The following is a 15542-nucleotide window of genomic DNA, read 5'->3' on the forward strand; positions in this document are numbered from 1 at the left end:
CCCTATCCATTACAACTCCAATTAACCTAGCAGTAAAAAATGAAAAAACAAATAATATACATATTCTTATTAATCACTAGCATGGGTTTTTCACAAACCCCAATAATAAAAGCTAAAATTGATACTACAAACATCCGAATAGGAGAACAATTTTTATATCAAATTTCTGTTGACAAAACGAAGCATGTAATTCTTCCTAAATTAGAAAACTTAAAAGGACTAGAAGTTGTTTCTGAAAGTAAAACAGATACCATCAAAAATAGTCTTATCAAAAAGTATATTTTAACAGGATTTGACAGCGGTGCTTTTTATATTCCTCAACAACAAGTATTTGTTAAGAACCAAGCATACTTAACCGATTCTCTATTAATTAATATAGCAACCATACCTATTGATACTACTAAAATTAAAAAATTCCCTATAAAAGGTATCAAGGGAGAACCTTATGAGTTTATTGACTTTCAGCAATATTTATGGTGGCTTATTTTTGCTATTATTTGCATTGGAGGTATTTTATACTATTTCATTATCAAAAAGAAAAAAGGTGCTGAAGAAATCGTTATTGAACCGAGTATCCCTCCTTATGAAGAAGCTATCCAAAAACTGCATCAACTAGATCAAAAACTTTTATGGCAAAATAATAAAGTTAAAAGATATTATAGTGAGTTAACAGAAATCGTTAGGGCTTATATTGAAAGAGAACTTAAAATACCTGCTTTAGAAAGTACTACTGATGAGCTAATTAATGTTTTAATAGATTTTAATACAACTAAATCAATTGAAACAACTGAAGAAACCATCCAAAAGCTCAAAAAATTACTACAAGAAGCTGACTTAGTGAAGTTTGCAAAATCAAAACCGCTAGCTCATGAAATTGAAGATGATCGAAAAAATGCAGAAAATATTGTAAATTATTTAAAACCTAAACCTATTGTAGTAGAAGATGAAGTGGAATAATTTTGAATTTTATAGTCCAGAGTTTTTATGGTTATTAATACTAATTCCTTTATTAGGGACTTGGTTTTTCTTTACTCGTAAAAAAGACACTGCTACCTTAACGGTTCCTAGTATTAAAGGCTTTACTCCCGCTAATGCAATCTTACCAAAGCTAAAACCTCTTTTATATTTGCTACGATTACTTGCTTTAAGTTTGCTGATTGTGGCTTTAGCACGCCCTAGAAACGTGGCTGTAAGTAAAAAGACAAAAAGTAACAGAGGAATTGACATTGTTATGGCTATAGATGTTTCTGCGAGTATGCTTGCCAAAGATTTAAAACCAAATCGTTTAGAAGCGTTAAAAAAAGTTGCCAATAATTTTGTAAACCGTCGCCCCAATGATAGAATTGGAGTTGTTGTTTATGCAGGAGAAAGTTTTACACAAACTCCTATTACAAGTGATAAATCTATCGTAAAAAGAACAATATCAGAAATTAAATGGGGACAGCTAGAAGGAGGAACTGCTATTGGAATGGGCTTGGGCTCTGCTGTAAATAGATTAAAAGGTAGTAAAGCAAAAAGCAAAGTTATTATCTTATTAACAGATGGGGTAAACAACGCTGGATTCATTGATCCTAAAACGGCAACAGAACTTGCTAAGGAACTAGATATTAAAGTATATACTATTGGGATAGGTACAAATGGAATGGCTCCTTTTCCTTGGGCAAAAGATCCTAGAACAGGTAAATTATCTTTTAGAAATCAGCAAGTAGAAATTGATGAAAACTTGCTAAAGCACATTGCTAAAGAAACCCAAGGAAAATACTTTAGAGCCACTAACAATAGTAAATTGGAGGCTATTTACAACGAGATTGACAAATTGGAAAAAACAAAAATAGAAGAATTTAAATACTATAACTATCAAGAAAAATACCGCTTCCTAGTAATGTTAGCTGGCTTATTATTATTGATTGAATTTTTATTAAAAAACACCCTTTTTAGAAGCTTTATATAAATGTACAAATTAGAAGAACCAATATATTTTTACCTTTTCACAATTATACCAGTAGTAGTTGTTGTTTTCCTATTGGTTTTATGGTGGAAAAAAAGTATTCAGAAAAAGTTTGCGGCTCCTGAATTATTAGCCAAATTAGCTCCAGATGCCTCTACTTTTAAACCCATATTAAAGCTCGTTGTTTTTTTACTCGGACTTTCCTTTCTGATTATTTCACTTATAAATCCCAAAATGGGAACAAAATTAAAAACAGTAAAACGCGAGGGAGTTGATGTCGTTTTTGCTTTGGATGTTTCTAAAAGTATGCTTGCTGAAGATGTTGCTCCTACTCGATTAGAGAAAGCGAAACAAATTATTTCTAAAATCATAGATAAACTAGGAAGTGACCGTGTAGGTATCATCATTTACGCAGGAAATGCGTATCCTTTGCTCCCTATTACTACCGATCATGCGTCTGCTAAAATGTTTTTGCAAAATGCTAATCCTGATATGGTTTCAAGTCAAGGAACAGCTATAACGGAAGCTTTAAATCTTGCCAAAACATATTACAACAACGATGAGCAAACCAATCGGTTTTTAATTATGATCTCTGATGGAGAAGATCATCAAGAAGAAACCAAACAAATTGCTCAAAACTTATCTAATGATGGGGTTAAGGTATATACCATTGGTATTGGTACCGAGAAAGGAGCCCCAATACCGATTAAATTAAATGGGGCTTTAATTGGTTATAAAAAAAATAGAAAGGGAGAAACAGTAATCACTCAACGTAAACCCGAAGTTTTACAGGCAATCGCGGATGCTTCTAACGGAAGTTATATTGATGGAAACAAAACAAACAAGCCCGTAAATACCATTGAGAACATTATTGCTAACGCCCAAAAGAGTGAATTTGAAACAACACAGTTTTCTGATTATAAAGATCAATTCCAATGGTTTGTTGGTTTTGGTTTGCTGTTTTTAATCTTAGATATTTTTCTTTTTGATAAGAAAACTAAATGGCTTAAAAAAGTAGATTTGTTTAATGAAGAAAATAAATAATATGAAAGTGCTACAAAAAATACTATTACTATGTTTATTTTTTGCCGCTGCAACGATAAATGCACAGCAAGATACGCTTCAACTACAACGTGAATCTAGAGCATTGCTTCGAGAGGGTAACAAACTCTACAATTTACAGAAATACACAGATGCTTCCGTTGCTTATAAAAAGGCACTAGGAAAAAACAGCAAATATGATAAAGCTAGTTATAACCTCGGAAATGCTTTTTACCAAGAAAAAAACTACAAAGAAGCCATTCCTCAATTTGAACTAACTGCTAAAACAGCCAAAGATAAATTCACAAAAGCAGAGGCTTATCATAATATTGGAAATGCGATGCTAGAGCAAAAAAAGTATCAAGAAGCAGTAGATGCTTATAAAAATGCATTACGAAATAATCCAAATGATGACGAAACCCGCTATAACTTAGCTGTTGCCCAAAAATCTTTGAAAAAAGAAAATCAAAAAAATAAAAACAAGAACAAAGATCAGCAGGATAAACAAGATAAAAATAAAAAAGACAACCAGCAAAAAGAGGAGCAGAAAGATAAAAAAGACCAGCAAAAAGGAGGAAAAGATAAAGATCAACAAAACCAAGACAAAAAAGATGACCAGCAAAAAGAGAATCAGAAAAATAAGAAAGACGAACAGCAACAAAAACCTCAACAGGGAAAAATGTCTCCAGAACAAGTAAAGCAATTGCTAGAAAGTCTTAATAATGAAGAGAAAAAGACCCAGAAAAAAATGAATGTTAAAAAATCAAAAGGTAAAAAAATCAAACAAGAGAAAGATTGGTAGTTTTGACTTTTCTTAAATCTAATTATTTTCACAAACTTTGAAAGCCAATATGACGTTGAAATTTTACATATGCTTATTTATAAGCCTACTTACTTTATCTATACAAGCGCAAGATGCTCAATTAACAGCTACTGTTAGTAAAAACAAATTAGGGTTAAACCAACGATTACGAGTAGAGTTTGCTATTAACAAACAAGGAGCTGATAATTTTACAGCTCCAAATTTCCAAAATTTTAAAGTTGTTGGAGGGCCAAGCCAGTCTGTAAGCCAATCTTGGATTAACGGAAAAGTAAGTTTTTCTCAGTCTTATACTTATATTATTCAGCCTAAAAGAAAGGGAGAACTTAATATTCCTCCCGCTAGTATTGATATAGATGGTAAAACAATTACATCTAAACACATAAAAATTATTGTGCTTGATGCAGTTGAGCTTCCTAAAGACCCTAATGACCCCGAATATGTTGCTCAACAAAACATCCATCTAGTAGCAGAAATTTCAAAAAGAGCTCCATACGTAGGAGAAGGTATTTATGTAGAGTATCGCTTATATTTTAGTAAAAATGTAGGGATTTATGATAATGCCATTACGGAATCACCTCAATACAATGGCTTTTGGAACCAAGAGATTAAAAGAAATGGGACTCCTGTTAAAAAAGGGACTTATAACGGAGAATCTTATCGATATGCAGTATTACATAAAGCTTTATTGATTCCAACAAAATCAGGAAAACTAACTATTGATCCAATGAAAATGGACATTGTGGTAGCAGTACCCACTGGGCGCGGAGATTTCTTTGGAAACCCTATCACAAAACAGGTTCGGAAAGAATTTTCCTCTGCCAAAAAAACAATCAATGTCAAAGCCCTCCCATTGCAAAATAAACCGGAAGGGTTTGCTGGGGCAGTGGGCGAATTTTCATTTGAAGTTACAGCCAATAAGCACACATTAAAAGCAAATGAGTCGGCACAAATTAAAGTAAACATTCATGGAAAAGGTAATTTAAAATTATTTGAATTACCTAAAATTGAAACTCCTAAAGCATTAGAAGTATATCAACCTGAAAGAAAAGAAAAAGTGCAAATTACTTCTACAGGCTTAAAAGGAAGTGTGTATGACCAATATACCATTGTACCTGAATACCAAGGAAAATATAAAATACCTAAACTTTCCTTTTCTTATTTCAACCCTAAAGAAGAACAGTACCAAACAATTAGCAGTGAAGACCTCTATATTGAGGTGTTAGAAGGTAAAAAATTACCCTCTAACTCTGATAAAAATACCGTTATAAAAGAAACTGTATCTAGCACAGGTAAAAACTTCAGGTACATACAAACAACCAGTAATTTTACACCGATAAAAACAACTCCTTTTTTCAAATCTAATTTATTTTACGCATTGCTAATATTACCGTTAATCTCTATTCCTATAGGAATATTTATTGCGAAGAAAAAAGAAGAAATAGCTGGAGATATCAATAGTAACAAAGCTAAAAAAGCTGATAAACTAGCTAAGAAATATTTATCTGAAGCTCAAAAACAATTAGGAAAAAAAGAAGCTTTCTATGAATCTTTGGAACGTGCTCTTCACAATTACCTAAAAGCCAAATTAGGCATAGAAACCTCGGATATTTCTAGAGAAAAAATTACAACTATTTTAGAAAGCAAAAAGGTTAAAACCAATACAATCACCCAATTTATCGAAGTTTTAAAAGATTGTGACTTTGCTAGATATACCCCTATAACCAATGTTGAAATGGAAGAAGAATACGAAAAAGCAAAACAAATAATTACCAAATTGGATAAGCAATTATAATATGAAAAAACTATTTTTCTTTTTATGTATCATCTCACAGACTCTTCTTGCTCAAAGTAGTAATGAGCTATTTAACGATGCTAATATTTTATATAAGCAAGGAAATTATGAAGAAGCTATTGATCTCTATAAAAAAATAGAAAGCCAAAAAGAAATTTCTTCTGCTTTATACTATAACCTAGGAAACTGCTATTACAAACTTAATAAAGTAGCACCTACTATTTATAACTACGAAAAAGCATTACAACTAGATCCTTTAAATGAAGATGCTTTAAACAATTTGGCTTTTGCCAAACGCTTAACATTAGATAAAATAGAACGGCTTCCTAAATCTTTCTTCCAAAGATTTAATAAAAATTATTTACAAAAACTAACCTATGACCAATGGGCTATTTTTTCAGTGCTTTTCTCTATCTTGACATCTTTGCTTTTCTTTTTCTTCTTTTTTGCACAACAATCAAGTAAGAAAAGGCTTTTTTTCACGACTTCTATGACCAGTTTATTACTATTAACAATTACACTAGCAATTAGCTACAATCAGTATAATTTTTTCAAAAGTAATAAAGAAGCCATCATTTACAGTGAAAAGGTAGCTATTAAAAATGCTCCCACGTTAAACTCAAATGATGTTTTTACCTTACATGAAGGCACAAAAGTAAATGTTCTTGATAGTGTTGATAACTGGAAAAAGATTAAATTAGCTGATGGAAAAATTGGGTGGATAACCACCAATGATTTAAAAGAATTATAATACCGTTGATTACACCATTGAAACATATCATTTTTAAATACCTACTTCTAGTGTTTTTATCACTAAAGGTAGGTATTTTAATTTCTGATAATATTACCTGCTTTAATAACTGTACTCACGAAACCAGTGTCTGCTGTGAAACTGATTTAGACGATTTCGAAAATGAAAATGACAAAAAGGAGTTTGATGAAAACCAACAAATCTATCAAATGGTTACATTACCTCTTTTTTATAAATCTGATATCCCTTTGAAAAACCATTTTTCAATTGTAAAAAACTATCGAGATTTTCATTTTGAATTCACCCCTCCTCCTCCTCAGGTAGTGTAGATATTCCCCTAAATCAAAACCTATTATTATTATCATACATTTCTCTCATTTAACTATAAATGAGACCCAATTAAACACATCTATATGAAAAATTTATTTAGTAATCTTAAAGGAGATTTATTCGGTGGTATTACCGCCGGAATAGTAGCTTTGCCGCTAGCACTTGCTTTTGGTGTTTCTTCTGGACTAGGACCTAGTGCAGGACTATATGGAGCTATTTTTATTAGCTTTTTTGCTGCTTTGTTTGGAGGAACAAGCACTCAAATATCGGGCCCCACTGCTCCTATGACCGCAGTAAGTATGGTTGTTATCGCATCTATCATAGCTACTAATGATGGAGATGTATCTAAAGCATTACCTGCTATTTTAACTGTTTTTTTACTTGCTGGATTCTTCCAAATTGGACTTGGAGTTATTGGACTTGGTAAATACATTCGCTATATTCCATACCCTGTTGTTTCTGGATTTATGACTGCTATTGGTGTGATCATCTTAATCACTCAAGTATTACCTTCTTTAGGTTATTACCCAAAAGAGGATACGGATTTTGTTGCTAATTTTAAGCCACAGGCAGAAGAGGTAATTCTTGAGAATATTTTAAAAGAAGAAGCTGGAGAAGGTATTTTAGTTTTAGAAAACTTTAAAGAAACAATTAATAGAGCTGAAAAAATTACTGATGCCGATATTTTAAAAGAATCTAAAACATTGGCTGGAAAAGAAGCTTCTGGAGTTTTAGGAGCTATAAAAGTATTGCCTAGAGCTTTAAAAAACATCAATCTTTTAGAACTTCTTTTAGCCTTAGGTACTATCATCATCATTTATGGTTTTAAACGAATTACAACTGCTATCCCTAGTACTTTAGTGGCATTGGTAGTGATGACTGGAATAGCACTGGGCTTTGGCTTAAATTACCGACCTATTGAAGAAATTCCTGGAGGATTGCCAATACCTAATATGGGTATTTTTGCAAACTTCAGCATTAGCGGACTTACTCCCTATATTTTTACTGCTTTAACATTGGCTTTATTAGGAGCTATTGACTCTTTATTAACATCTGTTGTGGCAGATAATATGACAAAAACAAAACACAAACCTAATCAAGAGTTAATTGGTCAAGGAATTGGGAATAGTATTGCTGCTTTATTTGGAGGAATTCCTGGAGCGGGAGCTACAATTCGTACTGTTGTAAATATCAATTCTGGGGGAAAAACAAAACTTTCAGGTATGATTGCAGGTATCATGTTATTGGTTATTCTATTAGGCTTAGGACCTATCGCTTCTAAAATACCCGCTGCTGTTTTGGCTGGAATTTTAATTACTGTTGGTATTGGAGTAATGGATTATAAAGGGCTACGTGCAATACCTAGTTTGCCTCGCGATATAAAATTAGGTCCTATTAAGTTAAGCTCTGAAGTATTAATCATGCTTGTTGTTTTATTTCTTTCTACTTTTTGGAATTTAGTATATGCCGTTGGTATTGGATTGGTTATTGCTTCTTTAATGTTTATGAAAAAAATAGGAGATTTAACTGCTACAAACTCAAATGTAAAGCCTCTAAATGAAGAAGCATGGCCTGATGAAATCAATTTTCCTAAAAATCTTGTAGAGGAAGTTTTTATTAAACATATTAAGGGACCTCTATTTTTTGGATCAACTAGCGATTTCCAACAAATTATAAAACAAATTCCTAATACTGCTTCAACCATCATCATCCGTATGGATAGAATGCAGTACATAGATCAATCAGGGTTATATGCCTTAGAGGATACTCTTGTTGATTTAAAAAAGGAAAACAAAAATGTATTATTAGTAGATGTACAGCAACAACCTCGCTATATGATGGAACGTATTGATATTATTCCTGATTTAATAGAAGAAAAGTTTATTTTTAATACCTTTAATGAGTGCCTAACTTGGGTACAACAAAACGTAAAAGAAAATCTTTAAAATTATACAAAATGAGAAACACAGCTATTACAAAAGATATACAAACAGCATTAACTCCTAATGCTGTATTGCAAGACTTATTAGCAGGAAATACTCGTTATACGAGTAATAACCTAACGGCTTCTAATGTGAATGATTTAGTAACGCAAACTACGGGAGGACAATTTCCTAAAGCAGTAATATTATCATGTATTGACTCACGTGTGCCTGTAGAAATGGTGTTTGACCAAACTATTGGCGATGTTTTTGTAGCACGTGTGGCAGGAAATTTTGAAAATGTAGATATTTTAGGTAGTATGGAATATTCTTGCGCTGTTGCTGGAAGTAAATTAGTACTTGTTTTAGGACATGAAAGCTGCGGTGCTGTTAAAGCTGCTTGCGATGGCGTAGAACTAGGCAATATTACTTCTATGTTAAATAATATTACTCCTGCTGTAAAATTAGCTTCAGAGCAGGTAGCTGGAGAAAACAATTCTTCTAACAGCGATTTTGTTGCTAAAACTGTTGAAAACAATGTAAAATTAACCATAGATCGGATTCGCGAAAAAAGTAAAATCTTACAAGAAATGGAAGACAATGGTGAAATTGCTATTGTTGGCGGAGTTTACTCTTTAAAAACAGGACAGGTAACTATGTTATAGATACTTAATATTTGTAAAAGATAAAAACCGAGTTTGTATAACTTCGGTTTTTATCTTTTATATCCATTATAATTCAAAAAAGAATGCACTAATTAGTAAACGACCTTACATCAATTACTGTTTTATAAGACTCTGTTAAACCTGAAAATTCTCCTTCTAAAAAAACCTCCCAATAAATAGATACATCTCCTTTTGAAAAAGGCGTTAAGTTTTTAGCATTGGGATACTCAAAATAAACTTCCTCTTCATTATTTTTTGATAACTTGGTAATCGGAGACTTATATAGTTCCTCTGTATAATGACTTCTAGAAGAGCCTCTGGTATCTATAACACTCTCTGTAATTTTATAATATATTTTTGGGTTTTTCAGCTTAAAGTCTTTTTTATAAACTTTACAAATAAAGCCTTTTTCAGCCTCCACTAGCTTAACACTAACCTTTCCTATTAACTTACCTTTATAAAAAGTTATAATAGCTACTATAAAAATTAAAAAAATAACGCATATGAATATATGAAAAAACTGAAGCTCAAAATTAAATATCTTAAAGAGAATTAAATAAATAAAACCTACTAAAAAAAAAGAAGAAATTCCCGTTACACTATTTCCTTCTAAGGTTAAAAAACTTGTTTGGCTAACAACTTTATATCTTTTATTTATATTCTCTTTTAAAAAATACGCTGATTTTTTCACAGAATGCATTGAGTTCATAGTAGATTTCAACCTAGAAAAAAAACTTCTCTCTAACTTTTCTACCTCATTACTAGCAATTCTCAAATCAGCCTCAAAACTATATAGCACCTCAAAGTTTTTTCCCTTATAAGATTCAATACTATTCTTCGGAACTTCAAACCAAAAAGGAATTGTATGCAACGTATTTTTTAAGGCTACCACATTTTCATCAATATTAAAAAAAAACATTTCTTCTTTAAATCCCCCCATTCTACCTCTCAGTTCCATATATACAGTTCCTACAACTTGGGCTATTTTTATAGTCGTAGTGGTGGCTATAGTTATATGCCCTTTTATACAATTATTTTTACGTTCTTCTAAATGTATATTTAATACTAATGTTGACTTTTCCATTGAAATTTTTCATATAAATGATTTATAATACCTCTATAATCATCTCCAAATTTTTTTATTAAGAGGCTTATTTCTCTTTGGGTAAATACTCTTTCATAGCTCCCTTTTTCTCTTTCTGCTACTTTTAGTCTATTTTTTACTATATTTTCAAGAATTTCTATTGAAATTCCCTTAAAATAAATTGTGTGTAATTTTTTCTTAGCAAGCATACATTCTATTTTTTTACTAAAATGAGTTGTATAAATAACTACTTTCTTTTCCTTAAATAATTTATGCCTTTCGCTAAAACTCAAATGCGCAATACCATCTATAAAAACAACCTCCGAATCATCTTCTAAGACACTATTTACCGACACCTTATTTTCCAATAAGAAAATAGGAAATTCAGGTACTTTTTGTTGAAGTGCTATTAAATGAGTGGTCTTTCCTCTCCCCTTTTTACCACTAAACTCAATAGCTAGAGACTCCTTCGTTTTAATTTTGAGAAGTAATTTTTCAAAATTAAATATCGGAACTAAAACATCGTCTAAATCTTCTTCAAAAACACCCGAAAACGGATTGAATTTAAATGCATCTTTCAATAGCTTTATTTTTTTATATTATTATTTATTTTTTTCTACCTCTTCCTCACTTTTTATAATAGAAGGAAAAATAATAGGCGCTATTTTTTTTACTGGTTTATAAAGGATAGATTCTTCCAAATTTTCTTCTGCAACAAATGGAATTGCATCATTCATTTTTCCAAAAAAAATAAAAACCACGCTTAATATCAATCCTATTTTCAATGCACCAAAAACCCCTCCTAAAATCTTATTTAAAATCCCTAATGATGCAAAATCTGCTAATTTTGTAAAAATTTTACCTAGCAAAGCTATTACTAAAATAATAATCACAAAAGTAGCTGCAAAAGCTGCCAAGGAAATATATTTTTCATTCCAGCTTACACTATTTTTTAACCAATCTCCTATAAAATAAGAAAAATGAATCGCTCCATACACCCCGGCAACTAGAGCTACTAAAGAAGCTACCTCTACAAACAATCCTTTCATCAAACCACGGATAAAACCAAATAGCAATAATGCTGCTATTATAATATCAAATGTATTCATTCTTTTAATTTTAGAAACCAAATATACACAACTCATTCGTATCTTTGTTGCTTCGAAAGAGACTTCATATGACTAAAAATACTGAACTAAGAGAAAAATGGACCCTTATAGTAAATCAGCTTTCTAAGCAATTTGCAGATGGTGATGAGCTAAATGTTGACGGAATTATTTATTTAGTTGGCGTACAAGAATTGGGGCAAGGGCATCGAAAATTTAAAAAAGACGAAAAAGTTAATTTGATGCATATTGCTATTTGCAAGCTACTAGAACCTTATGGATATTACGAGTTTGATTTTTTTGATAATGATGGTTGGCCTCATTATAAAATATTAAATGAACTCCCTAGTTTAAAACCAGGAGAGCAATCAGTATTAATCAAAGAAGCCATTATAAATTATTTTGAGTCTATTTCTTTCTTTGATTAAAGTGTTTACCCTGTATAACATTTTTAATTATCATTCATTTTAACTGCTGTAAACATCTAGCTAACCTCTCTCCTATTACCACGCTAAAAAACTCTTTATTAAATACATATAATTATTCAGAGTATATATTTCTTTAACTATTGATTAGCGGATAATTTTCTAATTATTTAGAAAAAAATCTATATGATACCCTCCTTAGAAAGCCTTATTACGAGTCATTCATTCGTATCAGGGGAATCCATCGTTCTCAAATTTATCTTATTTTTAAAATTCATTATTAATAAAATTTGCTACAATGTACTTAAATTAAATAAGAAACATTAATTTTGGTATGTTTCTTGGAATAGACAGGAAAACGATTCGTTTTTGGGTAATAAAAACAATAAAATAAAAACTTATTTAAAATATTATGTTGAAAAAATTACTTTCTTTATTAGTGTTCACAACATCAATGGTTAATGCACAATACATTGTAAAAGGAACCATGACTCCCCCAGGAAAAGGAGATTGGGCAATTTTATATAAATTAGAGGGGGCTAAACAAAAATTCATTACAAACACTACTGTAAAAGTTGACACAGTTAATATCAATGGGGAAACAGAAATCTTAGGCAAATTTCTCTTTACGCTACCTGAGGATGCAAAAACTGGAGCATATCGAGTAAGTTATAGAAATAAAGGAGCTGGATTTGTTGATTTCTTATTCAATAAAGAAAATGTAGAGTTCATTTTCAATCCTCTTTATCCTGATCAATCTGTGGTATTTACCAGCTCTAGAGAAAACAAATTATACAGCCAGTATTTAGAAGCTATTGGACTAAGTCAAAAAAAGGTAGATGAAATTCAAGCTAACTACATAAAAAGCCCTACTAAAGATGCCAAAAAAGCTTATAAAAAGGCCTATAAAGATTTAGAGGATGTTCAAGATATCTATGAAAATAAATCGGAAGGAATGTTGGTTAGTCATTTTATCAAAGCCTCTAAGCGTTATAACACTTCTAATCCTACTGAAGATATTCAAGATTATTTAAACTCAATAGGAAAAAACTTTTTTAATAATATCGATTTTAAAAGTAACGAACTTTACAACTCTTCATTTTTAATAGATAGAGTGACAGATTATATTTTTGGTTTTAACTTTTCAGATGACCAAGTATTACAACAAAAATTGTATAAAGAAGCTATTATCACAGTAATGGATAAAGTTTCTAAAGATAATTTAAGGAAAGAAGTTACCGAATACTTAATTACTACTTTTACAGATAAAAGAAACTCAGAAATTGTGGATTGGGTTTTTGCTGAATATTATAAAAAACTACCTAAGGAGCTTCAAGATTCAAAATTCAAACAGAGTAAATTAGACTTATTAAGAGCTACAGTAGGAAGAGTTGCTCCTGACTTTTCTTGGAAAGAATATGGCACAAGATATGGAAGAACTTATGAAAAAGATTATAAACTTTCTACCCTTAATGATGGCGAAAATTATTTGCTTATATTCTGGAGTACGGGGTGTTCTCACTGCTTAAAAGAAATTCCTGTTTTATACAAGTTCATGAAAAACCACAAAAAAACTTCTGTAGTTGCTTTCGGTATTGAAAATGATGATTTGGATTGGAATGAATATATCAAAAAATTACATGGTTGGCACAATGCAATGGGAACGCATCCAGAAAACAAATGGGACAATAGAATTGTACGCACTTACCAATTAATAGCTACTCCTGCTTATTTTGTACTTGATGCTAATAAAAAGATAATTGCAATGCCAAATACGATTGAAGATGTTGAGAAATATTTCAATAAACTGAACACAAAGAAAAAGGCAAACAAAAAACAAAAAAAATAATTCAATGTAATTCTTAGTGGTTTTTCTACGGTGAATAACCTTGATTGAGAAATATCACTAGCATTTAAATTACAACAATAAAACTCATTTGAACTTTACGGTTTAAATGAGTTTTTTTCTAAAAAGAAAAGTCTTTGTTTATTAGAAAAATAAAAAGGCATCTTTCAAATGCGCTATCTTAAAACCTCCTTGATGTTTAGTAATTGCAACAATATCAAACCGAACATCAACCTCTAAATCTTGCTGAACCACATAAGCATCCATAGCTATTACTAGCAATGCTATTTTTTTAGCGTTTACGAATTCTTGAGGGGCTCCAAAGTAAGTTGTTGTTCTGGTTTTCACCTCTACAGCTATTAAAGTAGCTCCTTTTCTTGCTATAATATCGATCTCAGACTTTTGAAACCGATAATTCTTTTCAAGAATTTTATATCCTTTTTCTAATAAGTATGCTACTGCTAAACCTTCTCCTTCTTTCCCTAATTTATTATGATCTGCCATTACTTCTAAAAATTAATGCAATTAAAAAACCCCTTATGCTTATTGCGATTTGAAATTACCCTAAAAGAAAATAGTAGTTTTTTTCTTACAAATTATAGAAATAAAGCATTCCCTTTATTTTCTTTTTCTTATTAAAAGAATCCTTTTACATGCACCTCAAAGAATTATTACTCTTCAAAGAGTAACAATGCTTTATTTTCTTCAACTTCTAACACAACCTTTCTCCCTAAAATCAATGCCCTATTATCAGAATCATGACCTGCTGGAAAATTGAACATTACAGGTATATTTTCAGGAATGATATCTAAAATTAATTGTTCTATACTACTTCCCCAAGGGGTCGTATTTTTTTTTATTTTAGTCATACCACCAACAATTACTCCTTTTAATTTTCTAAAATACCCTGCTCTTCGCAAACTCTGCAACATTCTATCAATACTATACTTATATTCCCCTATTTCTTCTATAAATAAAATTTTCCCATCGGTATCTAATTGACTTTCTGAACCTAACATAGAAGCCAAAACAGCTATATTTCCTCCTACTAACTCTCCTGATACTTTTCCTTTTCTATTGTATCTAGAAGCTCCCACCTCATATTTTAATTGCTCTCCAAATAATGCCTTTTTAAAAGTAGCTATTGTTTCAGTAATCATCGCAGCTTTATCCTCCAAGCTAACTCCCATCATAGCGTGTAATGTTTCTACCCCTACATTATTTATATGGTTATGAAAGGCTGTAAGGTCTGAATATCCTATGATCCATTTAGGTTGTTTCTTAAAAATAGTAAAATCTAACCTGTCTAAAATACGTACTGAGCCATACCCTCCTCTTGCACTCCATATTGCTTTTATTGTTGGATCGTCCAATGCTTTTTGAAAGTCTTCACACCGTTGCTCATCTGTACCTGCAAAATGATTTCCTTGCTCAAACATATGCTTTCCATACAAAACTTTTAAGCCCCATTTTTCAGCTAGTATCTTTGCTTTATCAATAACCAATGCCCTATTTTTCAAAATTCCTGCCGGCGCAAGAATGATAATAGTATCTCCTTTTTGTAAATAAGGCGGCTTTATTTTTTTTAAAGAAATAGACTGTCCGAGTAATGATGAAGCTATCATAAATAAAATAAGTACTAGTATGTTTTTATTTGTATTCAAAATACTGTTTTTTATTTTAGTAAAGTACTAAAAATATAGATTAAAATAAATATACTTTTGGCTTGTTTAAAAAAACGTCCTTTATTTGCTTTTTAGTATTTTTGCAAGTCAAAAATTAGTCCAAAACTAATAATTAAAAAGAAAT

At 31.0% G+C, this 15542-nt stretch carries 16 protein-coding genes; 11 read left to right on the forward strand and 5 right to left on the reverse strand.

Features of this window, described 5'->3' with window-relative positions:
• The first annotated feature begins 39 nt into the window (after positions 1-39).
• The 9 genes from MARIT_RS13450 to MARIT_RS13490 all read left to right on the forward strand — a co-directional run bounded on the left by MARIT_RS13450 (position 40) and on the right by MARIT_RS13490 (position 9272).
• Positions 40-957 (forward strand): hypothetical protein, encoded by a 918-nt coding sequence (locus tag MARIT_RS13450; protein ID WP_024740941.1) that lies wholly within the window; start codon positions 40-42, stop codon positions 955-957.
• Complete coding sequence (locus MARIT_RS13455; protein WP_100211779.1) at positions 944-1951, forward strand: vWA domain-containing protein; 1008 nt, start codon at positions 944-946, stop codon at positions 1949-1951. The genes MARIT_RS13450 and MARIT_RS13455 overlap by 14 nt, the downstream gene beginning before the upstream one ends.
• Positions 1952-2992: a VWA domain-containing protein gene (locus tag MARIT_RS13460; RefSeq protein WP_024740943.1), complete on the forward strand. Its 1041-nt coding sequence runs from the start codon at positions 1952-1954 to the stop codon at positions 2990-2992.
• Entirely contained in the window at positions 2976-3791 is an 816-nt protein-coding gene (locus tag MARIT_RS13465) for a tetratricopeptide repeat protein (RefSeq protein ID WP_231975155.1), read from the forward strand. The genes MARIT_RS13460 and MARIT_RS13465 overlap by 17 nt, the downstream gene beginning before the upstream one ends.
• 49 nt (positions 3792-3840) lie before the next feature.
• A complete protein-coding gene (locus tag MARIT_RS13470; protein ID WP_100211780.1) occupies positions 3841-5604 on the forward strand; it encodes a BatD family protein in 1764 nt (587 codons plus the stop codon).
• Between the two features lies 1 nt (position 5605).
• Positions 5606-6355, forward strand: a complete 750-nt coding sequence (locus MARIT_RS13475) for an SH3 domain-containing protein (RefSeq protein ID WP_024740946.1) — start codon at positions 5606-5608, stop codon at positions 6353-6355.
• Between the two features lie 50 nt (positions 6356-6405).
• Positions 6406-6684, forward strand: a complete 279-nt coding sequence (locus MARIT_RS13480) for a hypothetical protein (protein ID WP_024740947.1) — start codon at positions 6406-6408, stop codon at positions 6682-6684.
• A gap of 84 nt (positions 6685-6768) precedes the next feature.
• Positions 6769-8631 carry a SulP family inorganic anion transporter gene (locus tag MARIT_RS13485; RefSeq protein ID WP_174683271.1) on the forward strand — a complete coding sequence of 621 codons (1863 nt, stop codon included), beginning with the start codon at positions 6769-6771 and terminating at the stop codon, positions 8629-8631.
• Between the two features lie 11 nt (positions 8632-8642).
• Positions 8643-9272 carry a carbonic anhydrase family protein gene (locus MARIT_RS13490; protein WP_024740949.1) on the forward strand — a complete coding sequence of 210 codons (630 nt, stop codon included), beginning with the start codon at positions 8643-8645 and terminating at the stop codon, positions 9270-9272.
• A gap of 88 nt (positions 9273-9360) precedes the next feature.
• On the opposite strand, the gene MARIT_RS13495 is transcribed toward MARIT_RS13490, so the two are convergent.
• The 3 genes from MARIT_RS13495 to MARIT_RS13505 are packed head-to-tail and all read right to left on the reverse strand — an operon-like array spanning position 9361 to position 11465.
• Positions 9361-10356, reverse strand: a complete 996-nt coding sequence (locus MARIT_RS13495; RefSeq protein WP_100211782.1) for a hypothetical protein — start codon at positions 10354-10356, stop codon at positions 9361-9363.
• Entirely contained in the window at positions 10338-10937 is a 600-nt protein-coding gene (locus MARIT_RS13500) for a hypothetical protein (protein WP_100211783.1), read from the reverse strand. The genes MARIT_RS13495 and MARIT_RS13500 overlap by 19 nt, the downstream gene beginning before the upstream one ends.
• Positions 10938-10958: 21 nt before the next feature.
• The gene (locus MARIT_RS13505) at positions 10959-11465 is read right to left on the reverse strand and encodes a CvpA family protein (RefSeq protein ID WP_024740952.1); all 507 of its coding nucleotides are present in this window, start codon (positions 11463-11465) and stop codon (positions 10959-10961) included.
• A 68-nt stretch (positions 11466-11533) separates the two neighbouring features.
• On the opposite strand from MARIT_RS13505, the gene MARIT_RS13510 reads away from it, so the two are divergent.
• Both MARIT_RS13510 and MARIT_RS13515 read left to right on the forward strand, forming a co-directional pair.
• Positions 11534-11890: a hypothetical protein gene (locus MARIT_RS13510; protein WP_024740953.1), complete on the forward strand. Its 357-nt coding sequence runs from the start codon at positions 11534-11536 to the stop codon at positions 11888-11890.
• A 409-nt stretch (positions 11891-12299) separates the two neighbouring features.
• Positions 12300-13736 (forward strand): TlpA family protein disulfide reductase, encoded by a 1437-nt coding sequence (locus MARIT_RS13515; RefSeq protein ID WP_024740954.1) that lies wholly within the window; start codon positions 12300-12302, stop codon positions 13734-13736.
• A 141-nt stretch (positions 13737-13877) separates the two neighbouring features.
• Here the strand turns inward: MARIT_RS13515 and MARIT_RS13520 are convergent, their stop codons facing one another.
• Positions 13878-14237 carry a YraN family protein gene (locus tag MARIT_RS13520; RefSeq protein ID WP_024740955.1) on the reverse strand — a complete coding sequence of 120 codons (360 nt, stop codon included), beginning with the start codon at positions 14235-14237 and terminating at the stop codon, positions 13878-13880.
• A 167-nt stretch (positions 14238-14404) separates the two neighbouring features.
• On the reverse strand, positions 14405-15397 hold the full coding sequence (locus MARIT_RS13525; protein WP_231975156.1) for a S66 peptidase family protein: 993 nt from the start codon (positions 15395-15397) through the stop codon (positions 14405-14407).
• Between the last annotated feature and the right edge of the window lie 145 nt (positions 15398-15542).

It is taken from the genome of Tenacibaculum maritimum NCIMB 2154 (assembly GCF_900119795.1).
GTDB lineage: Bacteria > Bacteroidota > Bacteroidia > Flavobacteriales > Flavobacteriaceae > Polaribacter > Polaribacter maritimus.